General features: G+C 55.0%; 17 protein-coding genes. All 17 read left to right on the top strand.

All coding sequences use genetic code 11. The features are described 5' to 3' along the window. Positions 1-40 precede the first annotated feature (40 nt). The 17 genes from AP057_RS04785 to AP057_RS04705 all read left to right on the top strand — a co-directional run bounded on the left by AP057_RS04785 (position 41) and on the right by AP057_RS04705 (position 17,781). On the top strand, positions 41-616 hold the full coding sequence (locus tag AP057_RS04785; protein WP_055358184.1) for an RsfA family transcriptional regulator: 576 nt from the start codon (positions 41-43) through the stop codon (positions 614-616). A 97-nt stretch (positions 617-713) separates the two neighbouring features. Then, complete coding sequence (locus AP057_RS04780; RefSeq protein WP_055358183.1) at positions 714-1,604, top strand: 2-dehydropantoate 2-reductase; 891 nt, start codon at positions 714-716, stop codon at positions 1,602-1,604. Then, the gene (locus AP057_RS04775; RefSeq protein ID WP_033010250.1) at positions 1,597-1,983 is read left to right on the top strand and encodes a DUF3397 domain-containing protein; all 387 of its coding nucleotides are present in this window, start codon (positions 1,597-1,599) and stop codon (positions 1,981-1,983) included. Before AP057_RS04780 ends, AP057_RS04775 begins: the two co-directional genes overlap by 8 nt. 73 nt (positions 1,984-2,056) lie before the next feature. Beyond that, positions 2,057-3,685 (top strand): bacillithiol biosynthesis cysteine-adding enzyme BshC, encoded by a 1,629-nt coding sequence (gene bshC, locus AP057_RS04770; protein WP_055358182.1) that lies wholly within the window; start codon positions 2,057-2,059, stop codon positions 3,683-3,685. A 260-nt stretch (positions 3,686-3,945) separates the two neighbouring features. Then, a complete protein-coding gene (rsmH, locus tag AP057_RS04765; protein ID WP_033016164.1) occupies positions 3,946-4,887 on the top strand; it encodes a 16S rRNA (cytosine(1402)-N(4))-methyltransferase RsmH in 942 nt (313 codons plus the stop codon). Between the two features lie 34 nt (positions 4,888-4,921). Continuing rightward, entirely contained in the window at positions 4,922-5,278 is a 357-nt protein-coding gene (ftsL, locus tag AP057_RS04760; RefSeq protein ID WP_033011332.1) for a cell division protein FtsL, read from the top strand. 6 nt (positions 5,279-5,284) lie between these two features. Then, positions 5,285-7,480, top strand: coding sequence for a penicillin-binding protein (locus AP057_RS04755; RefSeq protein WP_055358181.1), 2,196 nt, complete (start codon positions 5,285-5,287; stop codon positions 7,478-7,480). Positions 7,481-7,552: 72 nt separating this feature from the next. Next, positions 7,553-9,487: a stage V sporulation protein D gene (locus tag AP057_RS04750; protein ID WP_055358180.1), complete on the top strand. Its 1,935-nt coding sequence runs from the start codon at positions 7,553-7,555 to the stop codon at positions 9,485-9,487. A 110-nt stretch (positions 9,488-9,597) separates the two neighbouring features. Next, positions 9,598-11,067, top strand: a complete 1,470-nt coding sequence (locus tag AP057_RS04745; RefSeq protein ID WP_033011329.1) for a UDP-N-acetylmuramoyl-L-alanyl-D-glutamate--2,6-diaminopimelate ligase — start codon at positions 9,598-9,600, stop codon at positions 11,065-11,067. After that, entirely contained in the window at positions 11,064-11,525 is a 462-nt protein-coding gene (locus AP057_RS04740; RefSeq protein ID WP_055358179.1) for a hypothetical protein, read from the top strand. Before AP057_RS04745 ends, AP057_RS04740 begins: the two co-directional genes overlap by 4 nt. Continuing rightward, positions 11,510-12,484: a phospho-N-acetylmuramoyl-pentapeptide-transferase gene (gene mraY / locus AP057_RS04735; RefSeq protein WP_033016152.1), complete on the top strand. Its 975-nt coding sequence runs from the start codon at positions 11,510-11,512 to the stop codon at positions 12,482-12,484. Before AP057_RS04740 ends, mraY begins: the two co-directional genes overlap by 16 nt. Further along, on the top strand, positions 12,485-13,840 hold the full coding sequence (murD, locus tag AP057_RS04730; protein WP_033016151.1) for a UDP-N-acetylmuramoyl-L-alanine--D-glutamate ligase: 1,356 nt from the start codon (positions 12,485-12,487) through the stop codon (positions 13,838-13,840). A 52-nt stretch (positions 13,841-13,892) separates the two neighbouring features. Then, positions 13,893-14,993 (top strand): stage V sporulation protein E, encoded by a 1,101-nt coding sequence (spoVE, locus tag AP057_RS04725; RefSeq protein WP_033016150.1) that lies wholly within the window; start codon positions 13,893-13,895, stop codon positions 14,991-14,993. A 208-nt stretch (positions 14,994-15,201) separates the two neighbouring features. Next, positions 15,202-15,987, top strand: coding sequence for a cell division protein DivIB (divIB, locus tag AP057_RS04720; protein WP_033011316.1), 786 nt, complete (start codon positions 15,202-15,204; stop codon positions 15,985-15,987). After that, positions 15,968-16,672, top strand: coding sequence for a DUF881 domain-containing protein (locus AP057_RS04715; protein ID WP_033011314.1), 705 nt, complete (start codon positions 15,968-15,970; stop codon positions 16,670-16,672). The genes divIB and AP057_RS04715 overlap by 20 nt, the downstream gene beginning before the upstream one ends. A gap of 28 nt (positions 16,673-16,700) precedes the next feature. Beyond that, a complete protein-coding gene (locus AP057_RS04710; protein ID WP_055358178.1) occupies positions 16,701-17,417 on the top strand; it encodes a DUF881 domain-containing protein in 717 nt (238 codons plus the stop codon). A gap of 1 nt (position 17,418) precedes the next feature. After that, positions 17,419-17,781, top strand: a complete 363-nt coding sequence (locus tag AP057_RS04705) for a small basic family protein (RefSeq protein ID WP_055358177.1) — start codon at positions 17,419-17,421, stop codon at positions 17,779-17,781. The last annotated feature ends 29 nt before the right edge of the window (positions 17,782-17,810 follow it).

Raw genomic sequence — 17,810 nt, 5'->3', positions numbered from 1 at the left:
ATACATATAATGACAAAGCGGCGATGAGGAGGGAAGGGAGATGACCGGAGTACGCCAGGACGCTTGGACGAAAGAGGAAGATGAACTGTTGGCCAACGTTGTGCTTCAATATATTCGCGAGGGCGGCACCCAGCTAGAAGCGTTTGCTGAGGTGGGGCGGCGTTTGTCGCGGACAGCGGCAGCGTGCGGGTTCCGCTGGAATTCGTACGTTCGCAAGCAGTATAAAGAGGAAATTGAACAGGCAAAGCAAGAACGGAAAACGCGAAAAAAAGAGGCGGCATCGGTAAAAGAAGGAGGGGGACAAACGGAGATGGAAGCGGCAGCAGAGAGCAAACTGTCATGGACGGAAGTGCTCGCTTTTTTGCAAGCGGAAGGGCAAAAAGCGCGCGACGCCCGGCGGACAGCGGATGAAAATCGGGCGTTAAAAAACGATATGGAGCAGCTGCAACAAATGGTGACAAAGTTGCAAATGGAAAAGGAAGCGTTGCAAAAGCAGCTGGCGGCCGTCCAAGAGGAGTATAAAACGTTGCTCGCCATTATGGAGCGGGCGCGGAAAATAGTGGCGGGCGCCGAAAAACAAACGGAGCCGGCGGCTGAGCGCGTCGGGGAAGGATAAAAGCTGGCCTTTGGGCCGGCTTTTTTTTCTTAACGGATGACGGGGACATTTGCTAAAATAAGGCTAACGCAATTTGGCGGGAAGGCGGGGGAGACATATGAACATTGGCATTGTCGGCGGCGGGGCGGTCGGCCTGCTTCTTGCCGCTTATCTCGGGCGGCGCCATAAGGTCACGGTGTATACAAGGCGCTTGTCTCAGGCGAGGCAGCTTGCTGAATGCGGCGTCGCCCTGAAAAAAGAAGGAAAAACAACGGAGACTGCCGTTCAAGCAAGGCCGTTTGCCGGGACGGAACTCGTTGAGCCGCTTGTGTTTGTGACGGTTAAACAATATGATGTGGCGGATGTCTGCTCCCAGCGTGATTCGTTCCGCCGCGTCGGCACGATTGTTTTTTTGCAAAACGGGATGAGCCATCTCGAACAGCTGTCTGTTTTTGCTGACAAAAACATCGTCGTCGGCGTTGTGGAGCACGGCGCGTTCAAGCTTGACGATCGGACGGTTGCGCACACAGGCGCCGGCAAACTGACGCTTGCCCCCTTCTATGGGTCGCCTGCTGCGGCCGCCGGGCTGGCTGGAGATCGAGAGTTTCCCATTGAATGGGCGGACGATTGGGAGCGCATTCTTGTCGACAAACTTGTCGTCAATGCGGTCATCAACCCGTTGACGGCGCTGTTGCAAGTGAAAAACGGCGAGCTTCTTGAGGTGGCGCCGTATCGGGACATGATGGCGCAGCTGTTTGATGAAGTGCGGCGGGTGTTGCCGCTTCGTGACGTCGGACGGGCGTGGGAGCGGATCGTTCATATATGCCGGAACACGGCGGACAACTATTCGTCGATGTATATGGATGTGGCAAACGGGCGTCGGACGGAAATTGACGCCATTTTAGGCTATGTGCTGAAGCAAGGGGAAGCGCGCGGCGTTGCGTTGCCGCTCGTCCGCTTTGTGTATTGCGCGCTGAAAGGGAAGGAAGGGGGGAGCCGCGATGGGTGACTGGCTCGCGCCGGTGTTGGCGACATTCGTCACACTGCCGCTGCTGCTGTTTTGGCTCGTCTATGCGGCCATGCGCCTGTTTGGCGGGCGGAAACGGGCGGCGTTTTACGCGGCGGTCAACGCGGCGACCGCGTTTTTCATCGCCGCCGTCTATTTTTTGCTTGCCGTGCTGTTCGGAAAGTCATATTTTGTCCATCTTCTTCTCTTTTTGCTCGGATTGCACGCCGCCATCGCACTCGGCTACTGGCGGAAAAAGGCGGATTTTCACCTGGCGGCGGTGTTTCGTCTATTTTGGCGGGCCAGTTTTCTCATTTTTGCGTCCCTTTACGCCGGCCTGCTCGTCTATGGCATGATGGCGCGCATCGCTGCCGTCCTTTGAGCAATCATTTTTTCCTCTTGGCGCCGAACGTGCTATACTCATGAAAGAATACATAAGAAAGGGAGTTTTCGCCATGGAGGTTCACGAAATTCCGCTGCCGGCGGCGACAAAGCTGGCGGCCGATTACATAACCGGCGCGTTTCCGGCTGAGAAAGGGTTTGACTACGTTTGGGCTGATGATCAGGCGTTTCGCCGCCGGTTGTCTCATTTGCAAAAACGGACATACGACCGGAGCGGGCTTGCCGATTATTTAGACTCCTATCACCGTCGGTTCTCGGCAAGCAGGGCGACGATGCACAATATCGACAAGCTGCGGCAGGAGAACAGCGTCGTTGTTGTCGGCGGACAGCAAGCCGGGCTGTTGACCGGTCCGCTTTATACGATCTATAAAATCATCACCATCATCCAGCTCGCCAAAGAACAGGAACGGAAGCTTGGCGTGCCGGTCGTGCCGCTGTTTTGGATCGCCGGCGAGGATCATGACATCGCGGAAATCGACCATGTGTATGTGGTAGAGGGCGGCGAAGTGAGGAAAGCGCTATATCCGCACAAGCGGAAGGAAAGGCGGATGGCAGCCGACGTCCCGCTTGATCATGAGCTTGCCGGCGCGTGGATCGAACGTGTCGTGAAAACGTACGGGGAGACGGACGCGACGAACGAACTGCTTTCCTTTCTCAAGACATGTTTGGATGAGGCGAGCACGTTTGTCGACTTTTTTGCGGCGATTGTCTTGCGCCTGTTTGCTGCTGACGGATTGGTTGTCTTGAATGCCGGCGATGCGGCGGTGCGCCTTCTTGAGCGCCGTTTTTTCGCCGCGCTCATTGACCGCCATCGCAGCGTGACATCGGCCGTGTTGGCGCAGCAAGAGGCGCTGCGCGAGCTCGGGTATGCGCCGCTCATTGAGATAGCGCCCAACGCGGCCAACTTGTTTTATTACAACGGCCATGAGCGCCTGCTTTTGCACTATGACGAAGAGCGCGGCGCGTTCCGCGACAAGGCCGGGCATATCGTCTTTGCGAAACAGCAGCTGCTTGAGCTTGCCGAGACGAAGCCGCACTGTTTAAGCAACAATGTTGTCACTCGTCCGCTTATGCAAGAGTATTTGCTGCCGACGCTCGCTTTTGTCGCCGGCCCGGGAGAAATCGCCTATTGGGCGGAGTTGAAGGAGGCGTTTTCGCTGTTCGGATTCGAAATGCCGCCGCTGGCGCCGCGCCTGCAGGCGACGATCGTCGGCCGTTCGCTGCAAACCGATCTCGCTGATCTCGGTCTCGAAGCCGCCGACGTATTGGCCGGGCGGCTCGAAGCGGCCAAGGAGCGATGGCGGAAGGAGACGGCTGAAGTTCCGCTTGCCAAGGCGTTTGCGAAAGCGAAAGCCGACATCGAGGCGGCGCATCAGCCGCTGCGCGCGCTTGGCATGGAGATTGACCGCGGATTGGAAGGATTGGTGGCGAAAAATGCCGCCATCATTGAGTCACAAATCGAGTTTCTTCAGCAAACGTTGGAGCGGGCGCTTTTGCGCAAACATGAGACGACATGGCGCAAGTTTTGGCGCGTCGAAACGGCGCTGCGGCCGAACGGAGCGCCTCAGGAACGGGTTTGGAACGTGTTTTACTACGTGAATCGTTACGGATTTGATTTTGTAAAAAAACTTTCGCTGATCGACGCCCCTGGAAACGGAATGCATAAAATTGTATATATATAAAGCTTTTTCAAAGAAAAAGTCGAAAAGAAAAATCCTGTTTCGAGCAGGATTTTTTTTTTGTGAAATGAAATAGTAACAAAACAATCGCCATGGGTTTGGAAATAAAAGTAAAAGGGGGTTGGAACTAATGGCTCCATCTGGGGATGTCCGACAAAAATAAACAAAAAGGGACGTTTTTTTACAAAAAAAGCTAAAATTTTGTCCGTCTTTGCGATATAATTAAGGAAGCAGCGTTTGGAAGCAGCAAAGGTGGTGGACATGTGTTTGAACATACAACGGTGCTGTTAAAAGAAGCGGTTGACGGACTGAACATCCGCCCGGACGGCGTCTATGTCGATTGTACGTTGGGCGGCGGCGGCCATAGCGACTATTTGCTTTCCCGCCTCTCAAAGCGCGGAAAGCTGTTTGCCTTTGATCAAGACGAAACCGCCATTTCGTATGCGCGTGAACGGCTCGCCCGTTATGGCCAGCAAGTGCAGTTTGTGCACCGCAACTTCCGGTTTTTGCAAGAGGAGCTTTCCGCCCGCGGCGTCGCTGCCGTCGACGGCGTGCTGTTTGATTTGGGCGTTTCATCGCCGCAGCTCGATGAGCCGGAGCGCGGCTTCAGCTACCAGCACGACGCGCCGCTTGACATGAGGATGGACCGCAAGCAACAGCTGACGGCGGCGGAGATCGTCAACCGTTGGCCATATGAGGAGCTTGTGCGCATTTTTTTTCGGTACGGCGAAGAAAAATTTTCAAAGCAAGTAGCGCGCAAAATCGAGGAGGTGCGGCGCGAGAAGCCGATTGAAACGACCGGGGAGCTCGTTGAGGTCATTAAGGAGGCGATTCCAGCGCCGGCGCGCCGCAGCGGCGGACATCCGGCCAAACGCATTTTCCAGGCGCTCCGCATCGCAGTCAACGATGAGCTCGAGGCGTTTCGCGAAGCGCTTGAGCAGGCGATTGACTTGTTGGCGCCGGGAGGACGGGTGAGCGTCATTACGTTTCATTCGCTCGAAGACCGCATTTGCAAAGAGACGTTTAAAAAAGCAAGCGAGAACCCGCCATTGCCTCCAGGGCTTCCAGTTCTCCCTAATGACTACCGTCCTGTGTTGAAAATTATTACAAAAAAACCGGTCGTTCCTTCTGCTGAAGAGGTGGAACGGAACCGCCGCGCCCGTTCAGCCAAACTCCGCATTGCTGAAAAACTGCCGCGCGGCTGAGAAAATAGGTGAGGAGAAACAGGAGGGAAACGCTGTGAACCATTTGGCAGTCAAAGTAGCACGCGAACAAAAGCATCCGGCCGCGCCGCCGAGCCAGAAGCCGCAGCGAAAACGGCGCCTTCGGCTGACGCTGGCTGAGAAGCTGTTGATCGTTTCGTTTTTGCTGTTTGTCTTTTACGCGGCGGTCCATACCGTCTCAACCCAAGTGCAAATTTATGAGCTTAATAAAGATGTCCAAAAGTTGGAATCGGCCATTGATGAACAAAAGAAAGAAAATAATGACTTGTACGTCGAAGTGCAGCGGCTGAGCGCGTACGAGCGCATTTTGCAAAAGGCGAAAGAGCTCGGTTTGTCGCTCAACGAAAACCACGTCAAAGTCGTACAGGACTGATGGGTGATGGAGGCAAAAAAGCATCGCAACACCCATCGCGGGGCGTTTATTTTGTTTTGCGTGTTCAGCTTTGCCTTTTTTCTTTTGTTTGCCCGCTTTGTGCAAGTGCAGTGGACGGGAAAAGCGGAAGGCGAAGCGCTGGCGGAGATCGCGCAGCAGCAGCATAAGCAGACGCGCACGATTGAAGCGAAACGCGGGACGATTTTTGACCGCAACGGCGTCATTTTAGCCCAAGACGTGCCGTCGTATACAGTCGCCGCCATTGTGGACCCGGATGATCCGCGCCGTGTCGCCGATCCAGAGGAAACAGCGGAAAAGCTCGCTCCGCTGCTTGGCATGGACGTCGAGCAAATGGAGCGCATTTTGACCAAAAAGGCGAAACAAGTCGAGTTCGGCTCCTATGGCCGCAATATCAGCTTCGAGCTGAAGCGGAAAATTGAAGCGCTCCATTTGCCGGGCATCATCTTTACCCGCGACACTGCCCGGTTTTACCCGAATGGCATGTTCGCCTCGCATGTCATCGGCTACGCGCAAAAAAATGCGAAAAACGAAACGGTCGGCAAAATGGGAGTAGAAAAATCGCTTGACCGTTATTTGCGCGACAAAGACGGCTATGTGTCGTTTGCCAGCGATGCGAAGGGGTTCCGTCTGCCGGAGGCGAGAGAGCGCACGATTGCAAAGCCGGACAACGGCGCGAACGTGTATTTAACGATTGACGCGAAAATCCAGACGTTTTTGGAAGACGCCATGAACGGCGTAGAAAAGCAGTACAAGCCGAAAAAGATCATCGCCATCGTGGCTGATCCGAAAACAGGAAAAATTTTAGCGATGGCGACTCGCCCGAGTTTTGACCCGAACAAACGCGATATTGCGAACTTTTTAAATGACGCTATTTCCTACCCGTATGAGCCGGGGTCGACGATGAAGGTGTTTACGCTTGCTGCCGCCATTAATGAAGGAGTGTACAACGGCAATGAAACGTACCGTTCCGGCTCATACAAAGTCGGGCCGAACACCATCCGCGACCATAACGATGTCGGTTGGGGGACGATTACGTTCAATGAAGGGGTGCAGCGCTCTTCGAACGTCGCTTTTTCCATTTTGGTGAAAGAAAAGCTCGGGGAAGACCGGTTTTTGCAGTATTTGCATCGTTTCCATTTCGATCAGAAAACGGGCATTGATTTGCCGAGTGAGGCGACAGGGCAAATTCGTTACCGTTATCCGATCGAACGGATTACGACCGGGTTCGGGCAAGGGACGTCAGTGACCCCGATTCAGCAAATCCAGGCGGCGACAGCGATCGCCAACGACGGAAAAATGATGAAGCCGTACGTCATTGAAAAGGTGGTCGATCCAGACAGCGGCAAAGTCGTTCTCGACCACGAGCCGACTGTCGTCGGTGAACCGATTACGGCTGAAACGGCGCGGAAGGTTAGGGAAATTTTGGAAACGGTTGTCACCTCAGAGCACGGCACCGGCCGCCCGTACCAAATTGACGGCTACCGCGTCGCCGGCAAAACGGGGACGGCGCAAATTCCATCCGCTTCCGGCGGCTATTTGACCGGACGGGAAAATTATATTTTCTCGTTTTTAGGCATGGCGCCGGCGGATGATCCGCGCCTTCTCATGTATGTAGCTGTTCAGCAGCCGCGGTTGGATGTGACGGAAACCGGAGCGGCGCCTGTTTCGCAAATTTTTACAACGGTGATGAAAAGCAGCCTGCAATATTTGCATATTGAACCGAGCAAAGAAAAATCGGTGGAAACGAAACTAGCGGCGCAACGCGCGCTCGATTCGCTGGTCGGCGAGGCAGCCGTAACGGCGGCGGAGCAGTTGAAGAAAAACGGCTATGTGCCGGTCGTCATCGGCACCGGCCGGTACGTTGAGCGGCAGCTTCCGCGCGGCGGAGATCGTCTTCTTCCCGGCGAGCGGGTCGTGTTGAAAACGGATGGAGCGGCGACGATGCCGAACTTGCGCGGGTTTTCGCTGCGGGACGCCATGAAAGTGGCTCATATACTCGGCCTGCGGCCAAGCACGAAAGGAACCGGCTATGTCGTCAGCCAAAACATCCGCCCGGGAGCGCGAGTGCGGCAAGGGGATTATTTGATCGTCGAACTGGCTCCGCCGCGTCAGTGGGAAGAAATGGCGGCAAAGAAAGAACAAGAGGCGGCTGAACGGAAAGAGGCCGGGCCTCACGAGTGATTTTTTGCCGTTCTATAACGGAGCGTACAAGCATATAGTGGAACGAGCCCATCATGAAGGAGGTTCCGCCATATGCGCGTATCGTACGTGACCGTGCGCAAACGGTTGACGATCGTCTTTTTGATCGGCGTTTTGGTTTTTGCCATTATCGATCTCCGTCTCGGCTATGTCCAATTTTGGCTCGGCGATCTATTAGCGGAACGGGCGAAAGGGCTGTGGGGGCGGAACATCCCATTTGAGCCGAAGCGCGGCGAAATTTTGGACCGAAACGGCGTCCCGCTGGCGACGAATATGAGCGCGCCGACGGTGTATGTCATCCCGCGGCAAGTGAAAAATCCGGCGGAAGCGGCAGAAAAGCTGGCGGCGGTTTTGGGCGCTTCGGTCGAATCCGTTTATAAACAAATGACAAAAAACACCTCGATCGTCCGCTTGAAAGAAGGGCGGAAAATTTCCGACGAGAAAGCGGCGGACGTGCGCGCGCTCGATTTGGACGGGGTGTACATTGCTGAAGACACGAAGCGCTACTATCCGTTTGGCAGCTACTTATCGCATGTGCTTGGCTTTACTGGCATTGACAACCAAGGGCTCACAGGGCTTGAACTGTATTATGACAAAGAACTGAGCGGAGAACGCGGTTCGGTGCAGTTTTACTCCGATGCAAAAGGGCGGCGCATGCCCGATATGGCGGATGACTATACGCCGCCGACCGACGGCTTGAACTTGGTGCTCACGATTGACTCACGCATTCAGACGATCATAGAGCGGGAGCTCGATATTGCTGAGGCGAAATACAATCCAGACGGCATCATCGCCATTGCCATGAACCCGAATACGGGGGAAATTTTGGCGATGGCGAGCCGGCCGACGTTTGACCCGGCCGATTACCGCAACGTCCCTCCGGAAATTTACAACCGCAATTTGCCGATTTGGAGCACGTATGAACCGGGGTCGACGTTTAAAATCATTACGTTGGCTGCAGCGATTGAGGAGCATAAAGTCAACCTCCTTAAAGACCACTTCTCTGATCCGGGCTACGCTAAAGTGGCCGGCGCTACGCTCCGCTGCTGGAAAAAGGGCGGCCATGGGGAGCAAACGTTTTTGGAAGTTGTACAAAACTCGTGCAACCCGGGATTTGTCGCTTTGGGGGAGCGGCTCGGAAAGGAAACGCTGTTTCGTTATATTAAGAAGTTTGGCTTCGGTGAGAAAACCGGCATTGACCTGCAAGGGGAAGGGACTGGCATTTTGTTTGACTTAAAGCGGGTCGGGCCGGTCGAATTGGCGACGACTGCGTTCGGCCAAGGGGTGTCGGTGACGCCGATCCAGCAAGTCGCCGCCGTATCGGCCGCGATCAACGGCGGCACTCTATACACCCCGTACATCGCCAAAGAATGGATCGACCCGGAAACAGGGGAAGTCGTACGCCGCAATACACCAAAGGCGAAACGGCGCGTCATTTCCGAGGAAACGTCGAAACAAGTCCGCTATGCGCTTGAGAGCGTTGTCGCCCAAGGCACAGGGAAAAAGGCGTATGTCGAAGGCTACCGCGTCGGCGGGAAAACCGGAACGGCGCAAAAAGCGCAAGGCGGCCGCTATTTGCAAAACAACCATATCGTGTCGTTCATCGGTTTTGCGCCGGCGGACGACCCGCAGCTCGTCGTGTACGTCGCTGTTGACAATCCGAAAGGCACGGTCCAATTCGGCGGCACGGTTGCGGCGCCGATCGTTGGCAAGGTCATAGAAGACAGCCTGCGGGTGATGGGTGTGAAGCCGCGCAAAGACCAACTTGAGAAGGAACGGGGATGGGATGAGCCGAGAGTCATTGAGGTGCCGAATTTGATCGGAATGACAAAAAAAGATTTGCAAGAACAGTTTTTTGACTTAAAATTAGATGTTAGTGGCGAGGGCGATGTCATTGTCGAACAATCGCCGGAGCCCGGGGTGAAAGTAAAAGAAGGCTCGACGATTCGCATTTATTTGGCGAAACGCGAAGCGGCAGAGGAGCGGTAAACGATCTTGCAAGGGGCGGCCGATGCGATGACTCATCGGGTTGGTTGCGCCCCTTTTTCCGCTGTCCGCTCATAGGGCGAGCTATTTATAAGCGAAAGGGATGACTAAGGATGAAATTGCAAACGTTGCTGTCGCGCTTGCCCGGTTTTTGGGTGCATCGCGGGGGCAATCCGGATATTGTCGCGCTCGAAATGGATTCGCGCCATGTCACGCCCGGTTCGCTGTTTTTTTGCCTTAAAGGATTTACGGTGGACGGGCATGACTTTGCGGAACAAGCGGTGGCGCGCGGAGCAGCGGCGGTCGTGGCTGAGCGTCCGCTCGCGGTGGACGCGCCGCTTGTCCTTGTGCCGGACAGCCGGCGGGCGATGGCGATTTTGGCTGATGCGTTTTACGGGCACCCGACCCATCGACTTCATTTAATTGGCGTGACGGGCACAAACGGAAAAACGACGACGACTCATATCATTGACCAGATCGCGAGAAAGGCCGGCAAAAAAACGGGGCTGATCGGCACGGTCGGGATCAAAATCGGCGCCCGTTCTTACCCGGCGGCGAATACGACGCCGGAGTCGCTCGTCTTGCAACGCACGTTTAAACAGATGATCGACGAGGGCGTGGAGTTTGCGGCCATGGAAGTGTCGTCGCATGCCCTTCACCAAGGACGGGTGCATGGCTGCGATTACGATGTGGCCGTGTTTACGAACTTGACGCAAGATCATCTTGACTATCACGGAACGATGGACGAGTATCGGAACGCCAAAGGGCTGTTGTTTGCCCAGCTCGGCAACCGCTACGACGAGCGGCGGCCGAAATTTGCCGTTTTGAATCATGATGATCCTGTTTCGCAATATTATAAACATATGACAGCAGCACCAATCATCACTTACGGTATTCGCACGAAGAGCGATGTGATGGCGGAAGAGATTGCCATGACCCCATCCGGCATGGCCTTTCGGCTGTGCACGCCGCACGGATCGGCAGTGGTGGAAACGAAGCTCGTCGGCTTGTTCAACGTCTATAACATGCTTGCGGCGGCCGCTGCCTGCCTTGCCTCCGGGTTTTCGCTTGAAACGATTGCGGCGGCTTTAAGGGATGTCGAGCCGGTGTCCGGGCGGTTTGAAACGGTCGATGAAGGGCAAAATTTTACTATCATTGTAGATTATGCCCATACGCCGGACAGTTTGGAAAACGCGCTAAAAACGGTGCGCCAATTTGCGAAGCGGAACGTCTATGTCGTCATTGGCTGCGGCGGCGACCGCGACCGGACGAAGCGGCCGCTTATGGCGCAGGTGGCGGTGCGCCACGCGGATGTCGCCGTGTTCACCTCCGACAATCCGCGCTCGGAAGACCCGCAGCAAATTTTGCGGGATATGGAAGCGGGGGTAAGTGATCAAGATGGAAGGTACGTGACGATTCCTGACCGGGAAGAGGCGATCCGCTACGCCATCCGGCAGGCGCAAGAAGGAGATGTTGTGTTGATTGCCGGTAAGGGGCATGAAACGTACCAAATCATCGGCGGCAATGTGATTGAGTTTGACGATCGCGCTGTCGCCCGAGCGGCGGTGAGGGAGAGAACATGACGATGGTTACGTACGGAATGGTGCAGAAAATTGCGAACGAAGCGAGCGGCATTGTGGACGAAACGATTCGTTTTCACGCGGTGTTTGTCAATCCGGCCGAACAGGTGAAAAAAGGGCTGTTCGTGCCGCTTGAAGATGCGGCGGAAACGCTGAAAACGGCCATCGAGCACGGGGCGATCGCTTCGTTTTGGCCGATCGGAGAGCCATTGCCGCGCTACATTCCTAATCAGTTTCCGCTCTTTTTCGTCCCGTCGCCGCTTGCGGCGGCCGCCGCGCTGCTTGAGCGGTATTTGCGGGAAGGCGGCCGGGGAACGGAATTTTCGTTTTCGTTCCCGGAAGAAGGCGGGGAGTATGTCCCTGCTGATGAAGCAATCCCCCTCCGGCTCGCCGAGTTGCAGAAATGGTGGCTGGACGCGCGGCAGGCAAAAGGATGTGACGATTCATGCCAGAACAAATAATTGTCATTGCGATGGCTGTTTCCTTTTTGGTCACCGTCATTTTGTCGCCGCTGTTCATCCCGTTTTTGCGGCGGTTAAAATTTGGGCAAAGCATTCGCGAGGAAGGGCCGAAGTCGCATCAAAAAAAATCGGGCACCCCGACAATGGGCGGCATTATGATTTTGCTTTCGATCGTGGCGACAACGTTATGGATGACATCGAGATTGTCCGTCCTGTCGGTGGAAACATATTTATTGCTGCTTGTTACGGTTGGCTACGGGGTGCTCGGCTTTTTGGACGATATGATCAAAGTGGTGATGAAGCGGAACCTGGGGTTGACGAGCCGGCAAAAATTTATCGGCCAGCTCATCATTGCCGTTGTTTTCTTTTTTGTCTACCGGCAAAGCGGCTTTTCGACGGAAGTACATATCCCCGGGACCGGCTGGTCGTTTGACCTTGGCTGGGCTTATGGGGTGCTGCTTTTGCTCATGCTTGTCGGCGGCTCCAACGCTGTCAACTTGACCGACGGGCTCGATGGGCTTTTGGCCGGCACGGCGGCGATCGCCTTTGGCGCGTATGCCGTGTTGGCTTGGAATCAAGGTCAGTACGATGTGGCGGTGTTTTGCGTCGCCGTTGTCGGCGCTGTGCTCGGCTTTTTAGTGTTTAATGCCCATCCGGCAAAAGTATTTATGGGGGATACCGGATCGCTCGCGCTTGGCGGGGCGATCGCTGCGGTCGCTGTCTTAACGAAACTCGAGCTGCTGCTGATCATTATTGGCGGCGTCTTTGTCATTGAAACGCTGTCTGTCATCATTCAAGTCGCCTCGTTCAAAACGACCGGCAGGCGCGTTTTCCGCATGAGCCCGCTCCATCATCATTATGAGCTCGTCGGTTGGTCGGAATGGCGCGTTGTCGTGACGTTTTGGGCCGTCGGCCTGTTGTTTGCCATGCTAGGAATTTATATCGAGGTGTGGATGTAATTGAAACCGACTCTTTTCTATCAACATCGTCGTGTGCTTGTGATTGGATTGGCGAAAAGCGGGGCGGCAGCGGCCCGCCTGCTCGTTGAATTAGGGGCGGAAGTCGTCGCCAACGATCAAAAACCGTTGGCGGAAAACGCGGAGGCGAAGCAGCTTGAAGAGCTCGGCGTCCGCGTTGTTTGCGGCGGCCATCCGCTCGAACTGCTCGATGAGCCGTTTGACCTCGTCGTGAAAAATCCGGGCATCCCGTATACGAATCCGTTAGTGAAAAAAGCACTTGAAAAAGGGCTTCCGGTCGTGACCGAGGTGGAGCTGGCTTATCACATTTCCGAAGCGTCGTTTATCGGCATTACCGGATCGAACGGGAAAACGACGACAACGACATTGATTTATGAAATGTTAAAGGCGGATGGCCAAGACCCGTTGCTTGCCGGCAATATCGGCTTAGTCGCCTGCGAGGTGGCCAAGGAAGCGAAGCCGGGCCAATGGCTCGTCACCGAACTGTCTTCGTTCCAGCTTGCCGGCATTGATCAATTCCGTCCTACGATCGCCGTCTTGCTTAACATTTTTGATGCCCATTTGGACTACCATGGCACAAGAGAAGCATACGCGGCGGCGAAGGCGAATATTTTCCGCAACCAAACAGAACAAGATTATGCGGTCGTCAACGCGGATGACCAGACCGTGATGGACATCGCCGCCTCGATTCGATCGCAAAAGGTGCTGTTTTCGGCGACGAAGCCGCTCGGTGAAGGGGCGTACGTCGACAATGGCGCCGTTTGCTGGAACGGAGAGCCGATCATCAAGACAGCAGACATTGTCCTCCCCGGCCAGCACAACGTGGAAAACATTTTGGCCGCGGTGGCGGCTGCCAAGCTGGCCGGCGCCAGCAACGAGGCGATCGTTCAAGTGTTGACGACGTTTGCCGGCGTAAAACATCGGCTTCAATATGTAGCCGAAGTCGACGGCCGGCGGTTTTACAACGACTCGAAGGCGACGAATATTTTGGCAACGCAAAAGGCGCTTTCGGCGTTTGCCGGTGAACCGGTGATTTTGCTGGCCGGCGGGCTTGACCGCGGCAATGAGTTTGACAAGCTTCTTCCGTACTTGCGGCAGGTGAAAGCGGCGGTATTGTTCGGGCAAACGGCGGAGAAAATCGGGCGCATCGCCCGGGAGGCGGGAATAGAAACGATCGAATATGTCGATAATGTGGAAAAAGCTGTCCCGGTTGCCTTCCGGCTTTCCGAGCCGGGCGATGTTATTTTGCTCTCTCCGGCCTGCGCCAGCTGGGATCAATACAAAACTTTCGAGGAGAGAGGGGACATTTTTATCGACGCCGTGCATAAGTTGAAATAGAGGGAAAGGGACAGCCCTTTCCTTCTAGTTTACAAAATAGAGGTGTTGGGCATTGCCGCGGAAAAGGTCTGCGCCGGATTTTTTGTTGATTCTTTTAACGTTTTCGCTCTTGGCCATCGGGCTTATTATGGTGTACAGCGCGAGCGCCATTTGGGCGGAATACAAGTTTCACGATTCGTTTTTCTTTGTCAAGCGCCAGCTGTTCTTTGCCATCGTCGGCATTATCGCCATGTTTTTTGTGATGAACATCGATTATTGGACGTGGCGCGACTGGTCGAAAGTGTTGCTCATCGTTTGTTTCGGGCTGCTTGTACTCGTGTTGATCCCGGGCGTCGGCATGGTGCGCAATGGATCGCGCAGCTGGATCGGCGTCGGGGCGTTTTCCATCCAGCCGTCCGAATTTATGAAGCTGGCGATGATCGCGTTTTTGGCCAAATATTTATCCGAAAACCAAAAGAAGATTACATCGTTTAAACAAGGATTGCTGCCGGCGCTGGCGCTCGTGTTTGCGGCGTTCGGCATGATTATGCTGCAGCCGGACTTAGGGACGGGCACCGTGATGGTCGGCACATGTGTGGCGATGATTTTTGTCGCCGGCGCCCGCCTCAGCCATTTTGTGGGCCTTGGGGTGTTGGGGCTTGCCGGGTTTGCCGCCCTCGTTTTATCGGCGCCGTATCGAATCAAGCGGATTACATCGTTTTTGAATCCGTGGGAAGACCCGTTGGGGAGCGGATTTCAAATCATCCAGTCGCTGTACGCCATCGGTCCGGGCGGGCTGTTTGGCCTGGGGCTCGGGCAAAGCCGGCAAAAGTTTTTTTATTTGCCGGAGCCGCAAACTGATTTTATTTTCGCCATTTTGGCCGAGGAGCTCGGTTTTATTGGCGGATCGCTTGTCCTTCTTTTATTCAGCCTTCTTCTTTGGCGCGGCGTGCGCATCGCCCTTGGCGCCCCCGATTTGTACGGCAGCTTTTTGGCGCTTGGCATCATTTCGATGATTGCCATCCAAGTGATGATCAACATCGGCGTTGTCACCGGGCTGATGCCCGTCACCGGCATTACTCTCCCGTTTTTGAGCTACGGCGGATCGTCGTTGACATTGATGCTGATGGCGATCGGTGTGCTGCTCAATATTAGCAGACACGCCCGCTATTAGGCAGGCGGCGGCGTCCGCTGTTTTTGTTTGTTCGGGCGGCTTGCCGTCAAACAGTGCCGGCAAATGTTATAAAAAACGGTCTCTCTCGCGATCTATTTGTGATATAATGAAAACAAGTGCAAAGAACAAGAAAACGGCAGCGGATGCCGTTTGTTTTTATTCGAGCGCAGCCATGGAGCTGCCCGCGGGCAGGAAAGCGGGGGAGACAATGGAAAAGGGAAAGGTTGTTGTTCTTGAAGACCGCGTCCCAAAACTGAAAGAGCGTCGCCGCCAAAAAGCGAACCGTCGGCTGATTTTGTATTTGTCCTTCTTTTTTCTGTTTATTTTGTGCGTTCTTTACTTCCAATCGCCGTTAAGCGCCGTCAGGCATGTGGAGGTGAGCGGAAACCGCCATTTGCCGGCGGAGCGCATCATCAGCTTGAGCGGCATTACGAAGCGGACAAGCTTTTGGAAAGTGAACGAACAAAGTGTGGCAACGAGGATCGCCCGCCATCCGGAAATTAAAGAGGCAACCGTGGAAAAGAGGCTGCCGAACACGATTGTCATCCGCGTCCACGAATGGCGGCGGGTCGCTTATGTCTACGACCGGCAAACATTTTTCCCGCTGCTTGAGAACGGACGGCTGTTAAAACAGGAAGCGGTGAAAACAGCCCCGAGCGATGCGCCTGTGCTCGTCGGTTGGAAAAACGGCGACGCCATCGCCGAGATGACTGGACAGCTGGCGGAACTGCCGGCGCCGGTGCTTGGCGCCATGTCGGAAATTCACTACAAGCCGAACAGTGAGTATGAAGACCGCGTCATCGTCTACATGAACGACGGGTATGAGGTAAGTGCGACGATTCATCGTTTTGCGGACAAGCTGTCGCATTATCCGGCGATTGTCGCCGAGCTTGACCGAAATGTCAAAGGGGTCATTCACCTCGAAGTCGGCAGCTACTTTGTCCCGTACGAGCCGCCGAAAAAGGAGGACGACGATGAGACAACAAGCCCATAGCCGCATCCTCCTTACTTTTATTTGCTTTTTATTCGGCGCCATGCTCGGGTTTTCCTACCAACATGCCAAAAACGATCCATCCCGCCGCGAATGGAGCGACAGCGAGTGGAAAAGGGAATACGAGTTTCGCTCGGCGCTGATCGCTTTGCAAAAGGAAAACCGGTCGTTAAAGCAACAGCTTGTCGAAAAGCAAGACGAACTGGCCGCTTGGGAAAAAAAACTGGCCGACCGGCAGACGAACGAAGCCGGGCTGGCGAAAGAAGCAGAACAGCTGCGCATGTATGTTGGAAAGGCGAGGGTGAAAGGAAAGGGTGTAGCAGTCACGCTTTCCGACTCCTCTTACATCCCCTCTGAAGCGAGTGCTACTGATTATATCGTTCACGAACAGCACGTATGGAAAGTCGTTCACGAGCTGCTTATTTCCGGCGCCGAAGCGGTCGCCATTAACGGGCAGCGCATTTCCCATCGCTCCTACATTGTGTGCAACGGTCCGGTCATTGAGGTTGACGGGACGCAACATGCCGCTCCGTTTGTCATTTCGGCGATCGGCGACCCAGATGTGCTGTCGTCTGCGCTCGTCCTGCCAGGCGGCGTCGTCGACGAGCTTGTTCAAGACCATATCGATGTAAAAGTGGAAAAGCAAGAGGCGATTACGCTCGATCCGGTATTCGCGCCCAGACCGTAAAACGGGCAGGAAGGAGCGGTGAAGCGCATTGGAGCGAAAAAGACAGCTGTATTTTGCCGGGATTGCCGGCGTGTTCGGATTGATGCTGGCCGTCGGGATGCGGACGACGCTGCCTTCGGAAGAGCGCGATACGCGCGACATTTGGGAGCTGCGCGCCGATTTGACAAAGGAGCAGAAGCTTGAACAGCAGCTGCTTGAGGAGCTGGAACGCTACGAGGCGAAATTGCGCCATTACCGGCGCGAGGAGCAGGAAGACGGTGAGGCGGCGCTCGAGGAGACGGTCGCCGAGCTTAGGGAAGAAGCCGGACTGACCGAGGTGAAAGGGCGCGGCGTGGTGCTGACGATCGCGCCGTTTGCGGCGGGCGGCTACGTCGGTCCGGTCGCCCAAACGGTGTCGCCGGAGCTGCTGCAGCGGTTGGTAAATGAATTGAACAAATATGGAGCAAAGGAAATCGCCATTAGCGGCGAGCGGCTGACGAACCAGACGGCGATTCGCGATGTCAACGGGGTGACGAAAGTCGGTCGCCGGCCGCTTCAGCTGCCGGTTGAGGTGAAGGCGGTCGCGGACGATGCGGACAAGCTGTATAGCGGGTTGACGGTTTCGCCGATTCGGGATGATTTCATCGTCGAAAACTTGGAGCTTTCGATTTCCAAGCCGAAACCGATGATCGCCATTCCGCCGTCAACCGAGCGGCTGGAGGTAAAATACATGGAGACGGCGAGCGCCGGCAAGGAGGAGAAATAGCATGTGGCTTCCGCTTCTCGGATTGTTGCTCGGGTTTGCCGTCGGCGTCTTGGCCGGCTGGGAAGTTCCCGATCAGTATTCCAGTTATTTGTCGATTGCCATTTTGGCCGCCTTTGATACATTAATAGGGGGATGGCGCGCCCATTTACAAGGAACGTACGACGAAACAGTATTTATAACCGGGTTTTTTTTCAATATCATCCTTGCCACAACTTTGACTTTTCTTGGGGTGCATCTTGGTGTAGACTTGTATTTGGCGGCCGTCTTCGCGTTTGGCGTCCGCCTGTTTCAAAACATTGCCATCATCCGTCGCCTTTGGCTTGCCGAATGGGTGGAGCGGCGGGAAAATCGCGAAAAAAGTTAAGCGGAAGACAGGAAAGTGTCTTCCTGTGT

This window comes from Geobacillus sp. Sah69 (genome assembly GCF_001414205.1).
GTDB lineage: Bacteria > Bacillota > Bacilli > Bacillales > Anoxybacillaceae > Geobacillus > Geobacillus stearothermophilus.
The sequence above is the reverse complement of the archived record's forward strand: the minus strand, read 5'-3'. Positions and strand labels throughout refer to the sequence as shown.

Coding starts and splice junctions, on each gene's coding strand:
- AP057_RS04785 (WP_055358184.1), top strand. CDS start 41: ATGACCGGAGTACGCCAGGACGCTTGGACGAAAGAGGAAGATGAACTG.
- AP057_RS04780 (WP_055358183.1), top strand. CDS start 714: ATGAACATTGGCATTGTCGGCGGCGGGGCGGTCGGCCTGCTTCTTGCC.
- AP057_RS04775 (WP_033010250.1), top strand. CDS start 1,597: ATGGGTGACTGGCTCGCGCCGGTGTTGGCGACATTCGTCACACTGCCG.
- bshC (WP_055358182.1), top strand. CDS start 2,057: ATGGAGGTTCACGAAATTCCGCTGCCGGCGGCGACAAAGCTGGCGGCC.
- AP057_RS04755 (WP_055358181.1), top strand. CDS start 5,285: ATGGAGGCAAAAAAGCATCGCAACACCCATCGCGGGGCGTTTATTTTG.
- AP057_RS04750 (WP_055358180.1), top strand. CDS start 7,553: ATGCGCGTATCGTACGTGACCGTGCGCAAACGGTTGACGATCGTCTTT.
- AP057_RS04745 (WP_033011329.1), top strand. CDS start 9,598: ATGAAATTGCAAACGTTGCTGTCGCGCTTGCCCGGTTTTTGGGTGCAT.
- AP057_RS04740 (WP_055358179.1), top strand. CDS start 11,064: ATGACGATGGTTACGTACGGAATGGTGCAGAAAATTGCGAACGAAGCG.
- mraY (WP_033016152.1), top strand. CDS start 11,510: ATGCCAGAACAAATAATTGTCATTGCGATGGCTGTTTCCTTTTTGGTC.
- divIB (WP_033011316.1), top strand. CDS start 15,202: ATGGAAAAGGGAAAGGTTGTTGTTCTTGAAGACCGCGTCCCAAAACTG.
- AP057_RS04715 (WP_033011314.1), top strand. CDS start 15,968: ATGAGACAACAAGCCCATAGCCGCATCCTCCTTACTTTTATTTGCTTT.
- AP057_RS04705 (WP_055358177.1), top strand. CDS start 17,419: ATGTGGCTTCCGCTTCTCGGATTGTTGCTCGGGTTTGCCGTCGGCGTC.